This is a genomic window from Streptomyces boninensis, from assembly GCF_048572725.1.
Taxonomy (GTDB): domain Bacteria; phylum Actinomycetota; class Actinomycetes; order Streptomycetales; family Streptomycetaceae; genus Streptomyces; species Streptomyces boninensis.
The window spans coordinates 7,853,082-7,869,239 of sequence record NZ_CP183837.1 but is presented as its reverse complement, the minus strand read 5'-3'; the positions used below and the strand labels follow the sequence as shown (position 1 = coordinate 7,869,239).

Below are 16,158 nucleotides of genomic sequence, written 5' to 3'. Positions count from 1 at the left end.
GAGTTGCGGGAAAGGAGCCCGAAATGGGCGACACCAGGCCGGTGTACCAGCGCATTGCTGACGATCTGCGCGAGCAGATCGACAAGGGCGACCTTGAAGTCGGCGCACCCATCCCCTCGCGCTCCGCCCTCAAGCGCGCCTACGAGGCGAGCGACCAGACCGTCGACCGCGCGGTGCGCGTGCTCAAGGCGGCCGGGTATGCGCAGGGGCAGTTCGGCCGCGGTGTCTTCGTCATGGATCGCAAGCCGCTCGGGACGCTGCTGCGCTCCACCGGATCCGTCGACTCGCCCTTCGCCGCCCGCATTTCGGTGGACGACACCTCGCTCAGCTGGGAGGCCACCTCCGTCACCACCCCCGCCGAGCGGCGGGTCGCCGAGCGGCTCGGGATCCCGGCCGGGGATCGCGTGATGTGCACCCAGTACGAATACCTGGCGGACCGCAAGCCGGTGCAGCTCGCGACCAGTTGGGAGCCGCTCGCCATCACCGAGGGCACGGATGTGCTCTTCCCGGAGCGCGGCCCGTATGGCAAGCGGGGCGTGCGCGGCCGTCTCGCGGCGATTGGAGTGCGGGTGGTGCGCGCGGCGGAGATTGTCGGCTCGCGCGCCGCCACGAGCGCCGAGGCCGAGACCCTCGGCTGCTCCCCCGGCCAGTGCCTCACCGTGGTGGAGCGCACCCACTACGACGCGGACGACCGCCCCGTCGAGACCTCCGACATCGTCATCCGCGCCGACCGCTGGCGGCTCGAATACGACATTCCCTTTACGAACTGAATCTTCACCAACTGTCCACTGCCCCATGGCCCGTCACACCCCCGGCTTTCCAGCTTGCTCACCGACAGTGACGAATCTATCGCCAGGCACTGACAATCCGTGATGACGCCCAGCGGGGCAGCGTTCAGGCGGGCTTCTGCACGCGTGACTCCTCCGCCGAGACCGGCGCGCCGCCCCCATCCAGCGGCCTCAGCTCCGGGAGCCTCCGGCCACCGGCGTCCACGAGAACCGAGCGCGCCTCGCCCGCGGCGAAGGCATGGCGCTCGCCCCACTGACGCAGAGCCACCACCGTCGTGAAGAGATCCCGGCCGGCCTCCGTCAGTCGATACGTATGACGCCTGCCGTCGTCAGCGGCGCTCTTGTCGAGAATCCCGTGCTCGACCAGCTTTCGGAGCCGGTCCGTGAGGATGTTCCGGGCGATCCCCAGCCCTTCCCGGAACTGGGTGAACGACGTCGCCCCGTCCATCGCATCGCGGATGATCAGCAGACTCCACCGGTCGCCGACCAGGTCCAACGTGCGCGCCACCGGGCACGTCGGGTCGGTCCAGGCGCTTCCTGTAGCGAGCGTTACATCCACTGAGCCGAGCCCTCCCCATGAAGAGTTGCAATCTGAAACCAGTATGCCCTAGCCTCGACCTCTCAGTAGGTTTCATTTTGAAACCAAAAGAGGAAGGCGGCAACCGTGTGGCACAGCGACTGTCCCGACCCCAGCGCACCCTCCTTGCCCTGATCTGCGCGGTCGCGGTGTCGACCATCTACGGCATCCAACCCATCCTCGAAGCCGCAGGCCAAGACCTCGGCCTGAGCGACAGCGCGCTCGGCCGCCTCGTCGCCGCCGGCCAGATCGGCTATCTCGCGGGCCTCGTGCTGCTCGTCCCGCTCGGCGACCTCTTCGACCGCCGCCGGCTGATCACGGTGCACCTCCTGCTCACCGCGGCAGGCGCGACCATGACCGCCACCGCCCCCAACGCCGTGATCGCGATAGCGGGCCTCGCCCTCGCCGGCCTCTTCGCCGTGGTCGTCCAGATCACCGTCGCCTACGTCGCCGCCGTCTCCCCGCCCGGCGAACGCGGCCGCAACATCGGCGCCGTCACCTCGGGCGTCGTCATCGGAATCCTCGGCGTACGGGTCGCCGCCGGCGCCCTCGGCGAACTGACCGACTGGCGCACGATCTACCTCGTCCTCGCCGCCCTGTGCGCGATCCTCGCGCTCATCGCCCACCGCACCCTCGCGCCCGATCCGCGCCGCCTCGACGCCCGCCGCCTCGACGCCCGCCCCCACGCCCCGTACGGCCGGCTGCTCTCATCCCTGGGACGCCTGATCACCCACGACCGCCTCCTCCTCACCCGCGGCCTCATAGCCTTCTTCCTCTTCGCCTCCTTCGGCACCCTCTGGAGCGGCTTGGCCCTCCCCCTCAGCGACGCCCCATGGCACCTCGGGACCACCCAGATCGGCCTGTTCGGCCTCGTCGGGCTCATCGGCGCCTTGGGCGCAGCCCGCGCCGGCCGGTGGGCCGACCGGGGCCTCGCGCCAACCGTCACCGGCTGGTCCCTCGCCCTGCTCACGGCCTCATGGCTGCTGATCTCTCAAGCCCGCTCATCGCTGTGGCTGTTGATCCTCGGCATCGTCGTCCTGGACTTCGCCGTACAAGCAGTCCATGTCAGCAGCCAGCACCTGCTCACCACCACCCGCTCAGCACCCACCCACCCCGACCGAAGCAGCAGCACCATCGGCGCCTACATGGCCTTCTACTCCCTCGGCTCCGCCCTCGGCGCCATCACCACCACCTGGGCCTACAGCGCCGCGGGCTGGCCGGCCGTCAGCCTCCTCGGCGCCGCCTACGCCGCCCTGGGACTCCTCGCCTCAGCAGCCGCGCCTCACCGCCTCAGAGACTCCTAGACCTCCGAAACCTCCGCATAAAGCTGCGACAGCTCCGGCGTCCCGTCCTCAGCCCACCCCGCCCCGACCTCCACCACATCGATCGCCCGCCCCGACGCAAGCTCCACCACCGGCCGCCCGTCCGCCGCAAGCCGCCACCGCGCCCCCGGCACCGTACGCACCACCACAGTCCCCAGGTAGAACCCCGCGTCATTGCCCAGCCAGTCCATCTCGAAGGACGGATCCTCCCGCCACCGCGGCAGCAGCTGATCGAGGGCCTCCAACGAGGCCGCGGAGTCGTCCAGTTCCACGCCCGCCGCCTCCGCCTGCCTGCGCAGCAGGTCGCATTCGGCGAGCAGCGCGGCCAGCCCCTCCGGGTCGTCCGGCCTGCCGCCGGCCGCCACGCTGCCGATCGCAGCCGTGCCGGACCGCTTACGCCAGTTGTCCAGGAACGGGATGTTCATACGTCAAGCGTCGCATCCCGGTCGCTCGAAGCACCACAGGCACGCTGATGAAGGATCTTCACCTGTCGGTCATGTTTGTGGTCTTGACCACTCCTCAGCGCCTCTCTAGGTTCAGGGCGCCACTGCTGAACCACCGGCACGCGCACGGTGTTTGGTGCTCCCGGAAGGAAACCGTCTTGGCGCTCAGAGCGAGCCGACTCCTGAGCGCGGCCACCCTGGTCGCGCTCGCCGCCACCGCCCTGCCGGCCACGGCCACCGCGACCGCGAGCGCCGCCGAGCGGACGGGCCGCCCGGTGCCCCTGGAGCGCCTGTACGACAACACCGCGATCAGCGACGACGCCAACCCCCGGGCCGCCGACTTCGACGGCGCCGGCGCCTCCCTGTCCGCGCAGGACCTCGCCGCCGCCGGCTGGCGCCCCGGCACCCGGCTGAACCTCGACGCCGCCCAGCTCACCCTCCCCGCCTCCCGCCCCGGCACCCCGGACAACGTCCGCGCCGCAGGCCAGGCAGTCAAGCTCCGCGGCCGCGGCAACGCCATCTCCTTCCTGGTCGCCGCCACGTCCCCCGGCGCCGCGGGCACCGGCGCCACCGGCACGGGCACGATCCGCTACCGCGACGGCTCCACCAGCTCGTACGACCTCAGCGCCCCCGACTGGCGCGGCGGCCCGCACTCCACCAAGGCGATATCCCTGCCGCACCTGAACACCCCGGGCGGCCAGCAGGCCGAGCGGCCCAAGCTCTACGCCGTCACCGTCCCGGTCAAGCGCGGCGCCGCCGTCGACTCCGTCGTGCTCCCCCAGGACCCGGGCCCGGACGCCGACCTGCATGTCTTCGCCGCATCCGTACGGGCCGAGGCGCGCGCCTGGACCGGCAGCTGGGGCGCCTCCACCTCCGGCTATACGGCCGTGGGCCCCTGGACCGACCAGACTCTGCGCCTAGTGGTGCACAGCTCGGCCGGCGGCAGTTACGCCCGCATCCGCCTCTCCAACACCTTCGCCGGCGTCCCGCTCCGCGTCGGCGGCGCCACCGTCGCGCTGCAGGGCCAGGGCGCCAGCCCCGCGGGCAAGCCGGTGCGGCTGACCTTCGGCGGCAGGTCCGGCACGGAGATCGCGGCAGGCGCGCAGGCGGTCAGCGACCCGGTCGGCTTCCGGGTGCCGTCCGGCGCGAACCTGCTGGTCAGCTTCCATCTCCCGGAGCGGGTCGAGGCCGCGCCCGTACACAGCCTGGCGATGCAGACGTCGTACATCTCCGCGGCGGGCAGCGGCAACCGCACCGGCGACACCGACGCCGCGGCCTTCGGCAGCACCATCACCACTTGGCCGTTCCTCACCGGCGTCGACGTCGGCGGCGGGCCGGGCTCGGTGGTGACGCTCGGCGACTCGATCACCGACGGGCAGGGCTCCACCAAGGACGCCAACCGCCGCTGGCCCGACTTCCTCGCCGAGCGGCTCCGCGGCGCGACCGACGTGCCCGCGTACGGCGTGCTCAACCAGGGCATCTCGGCGAACCGGGTGGTCGGCGACCGCTACACCGGCGACGGCGTCTCCACGGACGTCGGCGGCGTCTCGGCGCAGAACCGCCTGGAGCGCGATGTGCTGGCCCAGACCTCCGCTCGCACGGTCTTCGTCTTCGAGGGTGTCAACGACGCCCGCTGGTCCTTCTCCGCCGACGAGGTCATCGCGGGCCTGACCCGCATCGCCGACCGCGCGCACGCCCGCGGGCTGCGCGTGGTCGTGGCCACCGTCGTGCCCTGCGAGGGCGAGAAGATGTGCACCGCGGCCGCGGACGCGACCCGCGCCAAGGTGAACGACTTCATCCGCGCCCAGGACGGCCTCGCCTTCGACGCGATCGCCGACTTCGACGCGGTGGTACGGGACCCGGCGCACCCGACGCGCCTCCAGGCCCAGTACGACAGCGGCGACCACCTGCACCTCAACGACGCCGGGCTGAAGGCGATGGCGGACTCCCTCGACCTCAGGAAGCTCCTCCCCTAGCGGCCGCCGACTGCAGCGCCGATTACAGCTCCAGGTCCGCGACCACCGGCGCGTGGTCCGACGGAGCCATCGAGGCCGGGGCGTCCTTCTTGCCGGGGCGCCGCGCCTCGCGGTCCACGTAGGCGTCCTTCACCGCCGCGGTGAAGCCCGCGTTGCCATAGATGTGGTCGATACGCATGCCCTTGTTCTTCGGGAAGCCGAGCATGCGGTAGTCCCAGAAGGTGAAGGGGATGTCGTACTTCAGGGCGCGCGGATAGACCTCGTCGAGGCCGGTCTTCTGCAGCTCGATCAGGGCCGTGCGCTCCAGCTCCGATACGTGGGTGGCGCCCTCGAACTTCGCGATGTCCCAGACGTCCTCGTCCTTGGGCGCCACATTGAAGTCGCCCAGGACGGCGAAGGGCCGTGCGCCCGCCGCGTCCTCGGCCACCGCCTGGCGGAGGGCTTCCAGCCACCGCAGCTTGTACTCGTAATGCGCATGCCCGACCTCGCGGCCGTTCGGCACATACAGCGACCAGACCCGCACCGGGCCGCAGGTCGCTCCTATCGCCCTCGCCTCGACCGCGCCGTCGAACTCGGGCTGGCCCGGCAGGTCGAGTGTGACCTCGTCGAGGCCGAGCTTGGAGAGCACCGCCACGCCGTTCCACCGCCCGCCGGCGCGCACCGCGGACTCGTATCCGAGCTCGGCCAGCTTCTCCTGCGGGAACTGCTCCGGCGTGCACTTCAGCTCCTGCAGGCACACCACGTCGGGCGCGGCGGACTGCAGCCAGCCGGTGACGCGGTCGATGCGGGGATTGATCCCGTTGACGTTCCAGGTAGCGATGCGCACAGACATGGCTTTGACCCTACCGGGTGGGTCTGACAGCGCGGTCCGCCAGCACGAGCTCCGCCGGCGCGAGCTACGCCAGCGCCAGGCTCTCCCCCGCCGCCAGCCGGATGTGCTCCGCCCCGCCGATCCCCGGACCGTCGGGCCCCAGCATCCGGTTGTAGACCGGCACCGCGGCGTCCTCCGTCAGCAGCGCATTGTGGATGTCGATCGCCCGCTGCGGCTTCAGCTCGCGGACGTAGTCGATGACCTCGGAGAGCTTGTTCCACGGCGCCTGCACCGGCATCAGCAGCGTGTCCACCGGCCGCTCGGGGACCGTCAGCGCGTCGCCGGGGTGGAAGACGGCGCCGTCGATCACGTACCCGACGTTCGTGATCCGCGGAATGTCCGGGTGGATCACCGCGTGCAGCTCGCCGTGCACCTCCACCTCGAAGCCGGCGGCGGTGAAGGTGTCGCCGTTCCCGACGGTGTGCACGCGCCCCGGGAAGGCCGCGGCGACCTGGTCCGCGACGCTGCGCAGCGTCCACAGCTCCGTACCGGGGCCGGCCTCCAGGGCGGCCCGCAGCTGCTCCTCGCTGAAGTGATCGGGGTGCTCATGGGTGACGAGGATCGCGTCGGCGCCGACGGCCGCGCCCGCCTCCGTAAAGGCCCCCGGGTCGATGACCAGGCTGCGGCCGTCCTTCTCCAGCCGTACGCACGCGTGGCCGTTCTTGGTCAGCTGCATGCCAACGCTCCTCAGTACTTCGCAGTCGATACGACCCGCACCTCGGGCTTCTTCGGATTGCTCTGGTCGACGGCGATCCGGAGATCCGGCTGCGGGTCCTTCTGGTTGATGCGCACCCCGCTCCACTCCTCCGGCTTAGCGAACTTCCAGCCGACCAGGTCGGCCTGCTTGTCCGTGATCGGGATGGCGCCCTTCTCCAGCTCGTCCGTGTCGCTGCCGAGCTTCTCCAGGAAGCCGTCGAGCTTCTTCTTGGTGGTCGTGAACTCCACGAACAGCGAGCTGGCGCCCCACTTGTTCGTCTCGTACGACGCGATCTTCTTCGACTTCGACGGGATCGGCACGTCGTAGATCCGCCGCTGCACCTTTGACGGCCAGCCCTTCTCCATGCCCTGCGCGTCGGCCTTGTCGGCCTTGTCGCGGCCGGAGTCGCGGCTCTGCATCGCGGAGATGAAGAAATTGACCGCCGGGATCAGGATGAGCAGCCCGATGATCGTCCACGACTTCCAGTTCCGCGGCACGCGGCGGACCGGCGGCTGTGGCCCCGAGCCGTTGCGCTCCGGGTGGGACTGGTGCGGGACGTGCGGCTGGTCCGGGCCCGAGGGCGGCCCGGAGTCGTGCAAGGTCACTTGCCTACCACCTGAGCGAATCGTTCGTAGCGCTCGACCCGGCGCCGGTTGGTGCGCCGGAAGCGGCGGGCGACGAGGCGGGCGAGGTCGGCGGCGCCGACGAGCCCGGCCTCATTGCCGAGCTGGGCCTTGGCGATACGGGCCTCGGGACGGTAGCCGCGGCCGGTCAGTGAGCGCCGGAAGGCGTCCCTGGCCGGGCCGATCAGCAGGTCGTCGGCGGCGCTCACGCCGCCGCCGATGACGAAGCAGGCGGGGTCGATGGCGGCGGCGAGGTTGGCGATGCCGACGCCGAGCCACTGGCCGATGTCCTCCAGCAGCTCCACGCACATGGCGTCGCCCTCGCGGGCCAGCTGGGTGATCAGCGGGCCGGTGATCTCGCTGATGTCGCCGCCGACCCGGTCGATGATCCCGTACGCGACGGGCGACTCGGCCGCGGCGAGCTCGCGCGCCTCCCGTACGAGGGCGTTTCCGGAGCTGTACTGCTCCCAGCAGCCGCGGTTGCCGCACGGGCAGCGGTGGCCGCCGGGCACGACCTGCATGTGGCCGAACTCGCCCGCCACCCCGTATTTGCCGCGCTTGACCTGCCCGTCCTCCAGGATCGCGCCGCCGATACCGGTTCCGAGCGTGATCATGACGAGATAGTCCTCGCCGCGGCCCGCGCCGAAGCGCCACTCCGCCCAGGCGGCGGTGTTGGCGTCGTTGTCGACCATGACGGGGACGCGGAGGCGGGCGGAGAGGGCGTCGCGGAGGGGTTCGTTGCGCCAGGCCAGGTGGGGGGCGAAGAGGACGCGGTTGCGGTCGGCGTCGACCCACCCTGCGGCGCCCACGCCGACGGCGTGCACGTCGTGCCGCTCGGAGAGGTCGAGGACCAGCTCGACGATGGTGTCCTCGACCACCTTGGGGCTCTTGGACTTGTCCGGGGTCTCGGCGCGGAGCCGCTCCAGGATGTTCCCGTCGGCGTCGACCACGCCGGCGGCGACCTTGGTGCCGCCGATATCGATGCCGACCGTGGGCACGCGCGGAGCCGTGAGGTGCGAGCGGCGCTCGCGCTGGCTCACGCTGCGCAGGACGGTGGCCCTTGCCGAGCCGCGGTGGACTCTTTCCCGGTACGTCATCCCGGCCGATTCTGCCTTATGAGCGCGGGTTCCGCTGGTGCCGGGGGCTTTCCTGCTGCTCCAGCTCTTTGACCAGGTCCTGCAGCTCGGAGCGGATCCAGTCGCGGGTGGCGACCTCGCCGAGGCCGAGCCTGAGGGCGGCGATCTCGCGGGTCAGATACTCGGTGTCGGCGATGGAGCGCTCGTTCTGCTTGCGGTCCTGTTCCAGGTTGACCCGGTCGCGGTCGTCCTGCCGGTTCTGCGCGAGCAGGATGAGCGGCGCCGCGTACGAGGCCTGCAGGGACAGCATCAGCGTCAGGAAGATGAACGGGTACTGGTCGAAGCGCAGCCCGGCGGGCATGCTCACGTTCCAGACCACCCACATGATGATGATCACCGTCATCCAGACGATGAACCGCCCGGTGCCGAGGAAGCGCGCGATCCGCTCCGAGAGCCGCCCGAAGGCCTCGGGGTCGTACTCGGGCAGCAGCCGCCGCCTGGACTGCTGCGGCTGGTCGAGCCGGGTGCGCTGGCGCGGCGCCGTCCGGGTCTCCCGCTCATCGACCGGCATTCGGTGCCTCCTCCAGGTGGAACTCCTGCTCCCGCCAGTCCTCGGGGAGCATGTGATCGAGGACGTCATCGACGGTCACCGCGCCGAGCAGCGACCCGGTCTCGTCCACGACGGGCGCGGCCACCATGTCGTACGTGGCGAAGAACCCGGCCACCTCCGGCAGCTGCGCCGCCGGGGACAGTGCCATCAGATCCTCGTCCAGGACGGCGCTGACCAGGGTGTACGGGGGATCGCGGAGCAGCCGCTGGAAGTGGATGGTGCCCAGGTACTTGCCGGTCGGGGTCTCCTCCGGCGGGCGGCACACGTAGACCTGCGCGGCCAGCGCGGGCGACAGGTCGGGGTTACGTACCCGGGCGAGGGCGTCGGCGACCGTCGCGTCCGGGCGCAGCACGATCGGCTCCGTGGTCATCAGGCCGCCGGCCGTCTTCTCCTCGTACGCCATGAGCCGGCGCATGTCCGCGGCGTCCGAGGGCTGCATCAGGGCGAGCAGCCGCTCCTTGTCGGGCTCCGGCAGCTCGGCCAGGAGGTCGGCGGCGTCGTCCGGGTCCATCTCCTCCAGGACGTCGGCGGCCCGCTCCTCGGCCAGCTGGCCGAGGATCTCGATCTGGTCGTCCTCGGGCAGCTCCTCCAGGACGTCGGCGAGGCGCTCGTCGGTGAGGGCGGTGGCGACCTCGGTGCGCCGCTTCGGGGTGAGGTGGTGCAGCGCGTTCGCGAAGTCGGCGGGGCGCAGCTGCTCGAAGGTGGCGAGCAGGCTCTCGGCGCCCTGCCCCTGCTCGTCCAGGGAGAAGCCGTCGACGGCGCCCCACTCGACGGTGAGCACCTCGCCCTTGCGCCGGAAGGTGCCCAGCCTGCCCTTCCGTACGAAGAGCCGGTCGATCTCCCAGTCGCGGCGGGCCGGCAGCTGCTGGATGGACACGTCCAGGACGGTGACCTCCTCGCCGCTGTCGACCAGGTGCACCCGCCGGTCGAGCATCTCGCCGAAGACCAGCCGCTCGGTGGGGCGCTGCTCGAAGCGCCGGACGTTGACCACGCCGGTGGTGATGACCTGGCCGGACTCGATGCCGGTCACGCGGGTGATGGGAAGGAAGATGCGGCGCCGGGTGGAGAGCTCTACGACGAGGCCGAGCAGCCGCGGCGGGCGCTCGCCCGCGCGCAGCATGGCGACCAGGTCGCGGACACGGCCGACCTGGTCGCCGTTGGGGTCGAAGACGGCGATGCCGGAGAGATGCGACACGAAGATGCGCACAAACAGGACAATAGGCGCATCTAACTGCTACCGCGCGTGGCCGCCCAGGTGATCGGGCACGGGAGCCCGCTCCAGCTCGTGCGACAGCTGCTCCAGCTCCGAGCCGCCCGCCATCTGGCGGGTGAGCTCGTCCAGGTCGATCTCGGACTTCAGGTGGCTGCCCGCCATGATGCCGCGCTTCAGGAGGACGAAGCGGTCGCCGACCAGGAAGGCGTGGTGCGGGTTGTGGGTGATCAGCACGACCCCCAGGCCCGCGTCCCGCGCCGCCGCCACGTACTTCAGGACCACACCGGACTGCTTGACGCCCAGCGCCGCCGTCGGCTCGTCCAGGACGAGGACCTTCGCGCCGAAGTAGACCGCCCGCGCGATCGCCACGCACTGCCGCTCGCCGCCCGACAGGGTGCCGATCGGCTGGTCGACGTCGCGCAGGTCGATGCCCATGCGCAGCAGCTCCGCGTGGGTCGTACGGCGCATCATCTCGACGTCCATGCGGCGCAGCGGGCCGCGGCCGTTCGTGGGCTCGGAGCCGAGGAAGAAGTTCCGCCAGACCGGCATCAGCGGGACGACCGCCAGGTCCTGGTAGACCGTGGCGATGCCGCGGTCGAGGGCCTCGCGCGGGTTGGCGAGCTTGGTCTCCTTGCCCTCGATACGGAAGCTGCCCGAGGTCTGCTGGTGCAGGCCCGCGATGATCTTGATGAGGGTGGACTTGCCGGCGCCGTTGTCGCCGAGCACGCAGGTGATCTCGCCGGGATGGACCTCAAGCGAGACGCCTTCGAGGGCGCGGATGTTGCCGTAGTACTTGCTGACGTCGTCCAGCTCGACCAGCGGTGCCTGCTCGTTCACGTCCTGCTCGTTCACGTCCTGCGTCACTTCGCCGCCTCCGCCCGCTTGCGCACCCACGCGTTCAGCAGCGTGGCCAGCAGCAGCATCGCCCCGAGGAAGAACCAGAACCAGTCCTGGTCCCACTGCGCGTACACGATGCCCTGCTTCGTCATGCCGAAGATCAGCGCGCCGATCGCCGCGCCGATCGCCGATCCGTAACCGCCGGTCAGCAGGCAGCCGCCGATCACGGCCGCCGCGATGTAGTGCAGCTCGAGCCCGCGGCCCTCGCCGGACTGCACCACGCCGAAGGAGAACAGCAGGTGCATGCCGGAGATCCAGGCCGCCACGGCGACCCCGAGGTAGAGCCCGATCTTCGTACGGAAGACCGGCACGCCCACCGCGCGGGCCGCGTCCCTGCCGCCGCCGACCGCGAAGATCCAGTTGCCCCAGGTCGTACGGAGCAGGATCCAGGTCGCGATCGCCACCAGGGCCAGCCACCACAGGATCGTCACCCGCAGGTCGAAGCTGCCGATGGAGATGGTCGAGGCGAAGACCTCCTTCGCCGACTCGTACCCCTGCATGTCGGTGATCGACTTCGTCTGCACCGTGCCGGAGATCAGCTTCGTGACGCCGACGTTCGCGCCCTGGAGCATCAGGAAGGTGCCCAGCGTGATGATGAAGCTGGGCAGTCCAGTGCGGATCAGCATGAAGCCGTTGAAGAAGCCGATGGCCAGCGTGACCAGCAGCGACACCCCGACGCCGACCCACACATTCGCCGTCATCTGGTACGCGAACATCGACGCCACCAGCGCCGACGCCGTCACCAGCACACCGGCCGACAGGTCGAACTCGCCGCCGATCATCAGCAGCGCCACCGGCACCGCCATGATCCCGATCAGCGACGCCGCGTAAAGGACCGTGTCGAGGCTGCCGAGGAAGGAGTCGGTGATGATCGCGAAGAACAGGAAGACCGCGACCGCACCGATCACCGAGCCGAGCTCGGGGCGGCCGAGGAGCCGGTGCCACAGCGGGCGGTGCACCAGCCGCTCGTCCACGGCGGCGGCCTTCTCGGCCGTGCTCGTATCGCTCATCGAGTCCCCCGCTCTGCGTATTTCTGCAGGTCGGCGGCGTCCTTCTTGGTCAGGATCTGCGGGCCGGTGAGCACCGGCTTGCCGCCGCCGAGCACATTGCCGTTGTATCGGTACAGCCAGATCCCGTCGACCGACTCGTACCCCTGCAGATACTGCTGCTGGTCGATCGCGAAGGACAGGGTGCCGTCGCCGAGGCCCTTCGCCACGCCCGCGGTGAGGTCGAAGGTGGAGATCTGGGCGTCGGAGCCCGCCGAGTCCTTCGCCTTCACCGCCGTGTCCGCGAAGGGCGCGCCCAGGGTGAGGACGGAGTCGATGGCCTTGTCGGCGGTCAGCTTCGCCTCCAGGGAGGACTCGACGGAGGGCATGTTGGTGCCCTCGACGTACAGCTTCTCCATCTTGCCCTTGAAGGTCTTGGCGGCGCCGTCGCAGCGCTGCTCGTGGCCGACGTTGCCCTGCTCGTGCAGCACGCAGAGCGCCTTCTTGCGGCCGGTCTTGTTGAGCTGCTCGCCCGCGGCCTCGCCGGCGATCTCCTCGTTCTGGCCGATGTGCACGAGGGCGCCGAACTCCTTGGACTCCTCGGCACCCGAGTTAATGGTGATGACCGGGATGCCGGCCTTCACCGCCTTCTGCACCACCGCTTTCATGGCGGACGGCTTGGCGAGCGTCACGATGATGCCGTCGACCTTCTGGTCGATGGCGTTCTGCACCAGCTGCGCCTGCTCGTTCGCCTCCGGGTTGGCCCCGTAGGTGAGGTTGATGTTGTCCTTGGCGGCCGCCTGCTCGGCGCCCTTGCGGACCACGTCCCAGAAGGTGTCGCCCTGGCCCGAGTGAGTGATCATTGCCACCGTCCAGCGTGGCGTGTCCACGGCGGGCTTGCCGCCGGCGCCGGCCGCGGCCTCCTCGGCGCGCTTTCCACCGGTGCTGCTGCAGCCGGCCACCGAGGCGCCGAGTGCCAGCGCGAGAATGCCGCCGACCACGGCCCGAACCCTTGCCACGAGCTGTTGTCCCTTGCGTAGTGCCATCCGGTACGGCCGGAGCCCGGGGCCTCGCAGCCCGCGGAATGATCTGCTCCGACCGCCCCAGTATGGTTCACCACGGCTGGCACGGCCGTCACCGGGTACCGCGAGCGGTGTACTTCTTCAGCGCCGGCGCGTCCTTTCCGGTGACGATCGCCGGGCCGGTGAGGACGGGCTTGCCGCCGCCGATGACGTTGGCGTTCGTCTTGTAGAGCCACAGCTCGTCCACGGCGAGGTAGCCCTGCAAGTACGGCTGCTGGTCGACGGCGAAGGCGATGTCCTTGCTCTCCAGCTTCTCCGCGACCTCCTTGTTCAGGTCGAAGGTCGACACCTCGGCCTCGCTGCCCGTCTCGTCCTTGGCCTTGAGCGCGTAGCCCGCGATGCCGGCGTTCAGGGTGACGACGGCGTCCAGGTCCTTCGACGACTCCAGCTTGCTCTGGATGGAGGCGGTGGAGCCGCCCGCGTCGGTGCCGTCGACCGTCAGGTTCTCGATGTCGCCCTTGAAGGTCTTCTTCACACCGGCGCAGCGCTCCTCCAGGGAGACGTTGCCCTGCTCGTGGATGACGCAGATGGCCTTCTTGCGGTCGGTCTCGTTCAGCTTCTCGCCGACCGCCTCGCCCGCGACGCCCTCGTTCTGGCCGATGTGCGTGAGCGCGCCCATCGCCTTGGAGAACTGCTCGCCGGAGTTGATCGTCACCACCGGGATCCCGGCCTTGACGGCGGCCTCGACGTTGTCGCGCATCGCGTCCGGCTTGGCGAGGGTGACGATGATGCCGTCCATCTTCTGGTCGATGGCGTTCTGTACGAGGGTGGCCTGGCCCTCGGCCTTGTCGTCGTTGTTGTAGTGCAGCTCGACGTTGTCCTTCGAGGCGGCCTGCTCGCCGCCCTTCTGGACGATGTCCCAGAAGGCGTCGCCCTGACCGGAGTGCGTGATCATGGCGATGTCGAGCTTCGGCGTATTGACCGCCTTGCCGCCCGTACCGCCGCCCGCCTTCTCCTCCGACTCCTTGCCGCCCGAGTCGCTGCACGCGGCCGCCCCGAAGGCCATCACCGCGGCCGCCACCACAGCCGCCGCCCGCGCCGTCCGACTACGCATCATCATCCCGATCCCCGCCTCTCCTCCAGGCCGCCGGGATGGACCCGGTGGACTGGAGGAGTTGTAGCGAGGCGGCTGAGCGGGCGTCAATGAATTTGTCATAACATTCGGACGCCGCGGCCGCGGTCATCCCTGAAGGCGGTCAGCCACGGTCAGCCACACTCAGCCCGTGAAGTACGCCTCCAGCTCCGCGACCGAGGTGAAGGTGCGGCTGCCGCCCGGGGTGCCGATGATGCGGATGCCGTCGCCCGCGGTGGCGTCGAAGGTGAGCTCGTACGTCTTGTTGGGGCCTGCTGTGCTGTTGTACGGGTAGTCGGGGCCGATCTTCAGCCCTGTGACGTCCGTCCACTTGTGGTCCTTGCGCACCTGGACGCGGAGGTCCTTGGCGAACCAGCCGCCGTCCTCGAACATCTTGCCCGTGGTGTACGTGACCTTGTCGACGTTGTACTGCCGCGGCCAGGTGTAGCCCCACCAGCTCGCGGGCTTGTTCTCGTCGTTCCAGTCGTCCTCGCTGTGGTCCTTCACGCCGTCGTTGTAGTAGTACTCATTGCCGAAGTGCGCGACCCGCTCGATGTTCGCGGTGCCCGGCTCCTTGGCGAGGTTCTTCGCCGGGTCGGCCGGGTTCGCCGGGGTGGTCTCCTTGTACGGCTCCACGTGCATCTTGCGGAGCGAGAAGGTGTACGCGTACCAGTCGTCGGCCGGGACGCCGCCGCCGCAGGGGCAGACGTTGGACTGCAGCCACATGTCCTTGCCGTCGGCACTGATGTACTTCGACGGGATGGTGGTGGCGTAGCCGCCGTGCTTCTGGTGCGTCCACGTATAGCCGCCGAAGTCCTTCGAATCGAAGCGTTTCCAGGGGCCGTACGGGGTGGGCGACTCGTAGAACTCGAAGCTGTACTCCGTCCAGGACGTGTAGATATAGCGCTTCAGCGGCTTGTTGTAGACGATGCCGCCCTGGCTGAGGGTGGTCATATTGCTGATCCGGTCGCTGTAGACGTCCGGGTAGACGCGGCGGTCGTCGTGGATGACCGGCTTGCGGGCGGCGATGTCCTTGGACCAGGTGGGCTTGCCGTCGGTGCCGTAGCCGCTGACGAACTCCCAGGCGCCGCGGTTCATGACGTCGGACTTCGGGACCCGGGCGAGGTAGAGGTCGACGGGGTCGGGGACCTTGTCGCTGAAGGAGTCGCGCCAGTTGTGGTCGAGGCCGTAGGCGTAGACGTAGTCGTCGGGCGCGTTGGCGTAGGCCTTGCCGTAGTCGAGGAACATCACCGTCGTGAAGACGCCGTCGGGGAACATCGGCTTGGACTTGTCCCAGGTCCACGTCCTGCCGTGGTCCGTGGACTTGGCGATGGTGGCGGCCGGGGCGGCATCGAAGTTGAAGGCCAGGTCCTGGACGGCGAGGTACATGTCGCCGCCGACGCAGGCCATGCCGGTGGGCTTGCGGGTGTGGTCGGCGTTCCAGACCTGGCCGACGTTGTTGCCCTCGGCGAGCTGGCTGCCCTCCAGATTGCCGGGCGTTCCGGTGATCTTGGCGACGCCGATGTCGTGGTACGACTCGTCGTAGCCGATGCCGTCGCCGTACGCGCCGTAGACGTTGTCGTCGTCCGACCAGCAGTTGGGCCAGAGGTCGCCGCGGTTTCTGTTGTTGCCGTTCGCCGGGGCGCCGACCGTGGCGCCGGAATCGATTTCAACGGTGGAGAAGAAACTGCTGTCCGGGGGCGAGCCGGCGAGCGAGGCGGCCTGCGGGACGGCCGGGGTCGCCGCCGGGGCGGCCGAGTTGGCCGCGGTGACGGCCGTCGCGAGGGCTAGCACGCCTGCCGCGAGCATGCGCCAGGAGCGGAGTCTGACTCTTCGGTGCATCGAGGTCTCCGATGGGACGGGGTCGGGGTGCACGAAGGGGAGGTCGGTGAAATCGATTTCTTCGAGCCGGACCGTATCGACGG

At 69.9% G+C, this 16,158-nt stretch carries 16 protein-coding genes; 3 read left to right on the top strand and 13 right to left on the bottom strand.

What is annotated here, in order from left to right; genetic code table 11:
• The first annotated feature begins 23 nt into the window (after positions 1-23).
• Positions 24-770, top strand: a complete 747-nt coding sequence (locus ACNNMR_RS35790; protein WP_419998863.1) for a GntR family transcriptional regulator — start codon at positions 24-26, stop codon at positions 768-770.
• Positions 771-894: 124 nt separating this feature from the next.
• Here the strand turns inward: ACNNMR_RS35790 and ACNNMR_RS35785 are convergent, their stop codons facing one another.
• Complete coding sequence (locus ACNNMR_RS35785) at positions 895-1,296, bottom strand: winged helix-turn-helix transcriptional regulator (RefSeq protein ID WP_419998862.1); 402 nt, start codon at positions 1,294-1,296, stop codon at positions 895-897.
• Positions 1,297-1,454: 158 nt separating this feature from the next.
• On the opposite strand from ACNNMR_RS35785, the gene ACNNMR_RS35780 reads away from it, so the two are divergent.
• Entirely contained in the window at positions 1,455-2,669 is a 1,215-nt protein-coding gene (locus tag ACNNMR_RS35780; protein ID WP_419998861.1) for an MFS transporter, read from the top strand.
• Here ACNNMR_RS35780 and ACNNMR_RS35775 read toward each other — a convergent pair.
• Positions 2,666-3,112 carry a DUF6278 family protein gene (locus ACNNMR_RS35775; protein WP_419998860.1) on the bottom strand — a complete coding sequence of 149 codons (447 nt, stop codon included), beginning with the start codon at positions 3,110-3,112 and terminating at the stop codon, positions 2,666-2,668. The two genes, ACNNMR_RS35780 and ACNNMR_RS35775, sit on opposite strands and share 4 nt — an antisense overlap.
• Before the next feature lie 71 nt (positions 3,113-3,183).
• On the opposite strand from ACNNMR_RS35775, the gene ACNNMR_RS35770 reads away from it, so the two are divergent.
• Positions 3,184-5,106 (top strand): SGNH/GDSL hydrolase family protein, encoded by a 1,923-nt coding sequence (locus ACNNMR_RS35770; protein WP_420000596.1) that lies wholly within the window; start codon positions 3,184-3,186, stop codon positions 5,104-5,106.
• Between the two features lie 22 nt (positions 5,107-5,128).
• Here the strand turns inward: ACNNMR_RS35770 and ACNNMR_RS35765 are convergent, their stop codons facing one another.
• The 11 genes from ACNNMR_RS35765 to ACNNMR_RS35715 form a co-directional block, all read right to left on the bottom strand.
• Positions 5,129-5,932, bottom strand: coding sequence for an exodeoxyribonuclease III (locus ACNNMR_RS35765; protein ID WP_420000595.1), 804 nt, complete (start codon positions 5,930-5,932; stop codon positions 5,129-5,131).
• A 70-nt stretch (positions 5,933-6,002) separates the two neighbouring features.
• Complete coding sequence (locus ACNNMR_RS35760) at positions 6,003-6,653, bottom strand: MBL fold metallo-hydrolase (protein ID WP_419998859.1); 651 nt, start codon at positions 6,651-6,653, stop codon at positions 6,003-6,005.
• Between the two features lie 11 nt (positions 6,654-6,664).
• Positions 6,665-7,279 carry a hypothetical protein gene (locus tag ACNNMR_RS35755; protein ID WP_419998858.1) on the bottom strand — a complete coding sequence of 205 codons (615 nt, stop codon included), beginning with the start codon at positions 7,277-7,279 and terminating at the stop codon, positions 6,665-6,667.
• Positions 7,276-8,394: an ROK family glucokinase gene (locus tag ACNNMR_RS35750; RefSeq protein WP_419998857.1), complete on the bottom strand. Its 1,119-nt coding sequence runs from the start codon at positions 8,392-8,394 to the stop codon at positions 7,276-7,278. The genes ACNNMR_RS35755 and ACNNMR_RS35750 overlap by 4 nt, the downstream gene beginning before the upstream one ends.
• A 16-nt stretch (positions 8,395-8,410) precedes the next feature.
• Complete coding sequence (locus ACNNMR_RS35745; protein ID WP_419998856.1) at positions 8,411-8,944, bottom strand: DUF1003 domain-containing protein; 534 nt, start codon at positions 8,942-8,944, stop codon at positions 8,411-8,413.
• Entirely contained in the window at positions 8,931-10,190 is a 1,260-nt protein-coding gene (locus tag ACNNMR_RS35740) for a magnesium transporter MgtE N-terminal domain-containing protein (RefSeq protein WP_419998855.1), read from the bottom strand. The genes ACNNMR_RS35745 and ACNNMR_RS35740 overlap by 14 nt, the downstream gene beginning before the upstream one ends.
• Before the next feature lie 27 nt (positions 10,191-10,217).
• Positions 10,218-11,060 carry an ATP-binding cassette domain-containing protein gene (locus ACNNMR_RS35735; RefSeq protein ID WP_419998854.1) on the bottom strand — a complete coding sequence of 281 codons (843 nt, stop codon included), beginning with the start codon at positions 11,058-11,060 and terminating at the stop codon, positions 10,218-10,220.
• Positions 11,057-12,103 (bottom strand): ABC transporter permease, encoded by a 1,047-nt coding sequence (locus ACNNMR_RS35730; RefSeq protein WP_419998853.1) that lies wholly within the window; start codon positions 12,101-12,103, stop codon positions 11,057-11,059. Before ACNNMR_RS35730 ends, ACNNMR_RS35735 begins: the two co-directional genes overlap by 4 nt.
• The gene (locus ACNNMR_RS35725; RefSeq protein WP_419998852.1) at positions 12,100-13,098 is read right to left on the bottom strand and encodes a sugar ABC transporter substrate-binding protein; all 999 of its coding nucleotides are present in this window, start codon (positions 13,096-13,098) and stop codon (positions 12,100-12,102) included. Before ACNNMR_RS35725 ends, ACNNMR_RS35730 begins: the two co-directional genes overlap by 4 nt.
• 115 nt (positions 13,099-13,213) lie before the next feature.
• On the bottom strand, positions 13,214-14,218 hold the full coding sequence (locus tag ACNNMR_RS35720; RefSeq protein WP_420000594.1) for a sugar ABC transporter substrate-binding protein: 1,005 nt from the start codon (positions 14,216-14,218) through the stop codon (positions 13,214-13,216).
• A gap of 159 nt (positions 14,219-14,377) precedes the next feature.
• Positions 14,378-16,075, bottom strand: a complete 1,698-nt coding sequence (locus tag ACNNMR_RS35715; RefSeq protein ID WP_419998851.1) for a hypothetical protein — start codon at positions 16,073-16,075, stop codon at positions 14,378-14,380.
• Between the last annotated feature and the right edge of the window lie 83 nt (positions 16,076-16,158).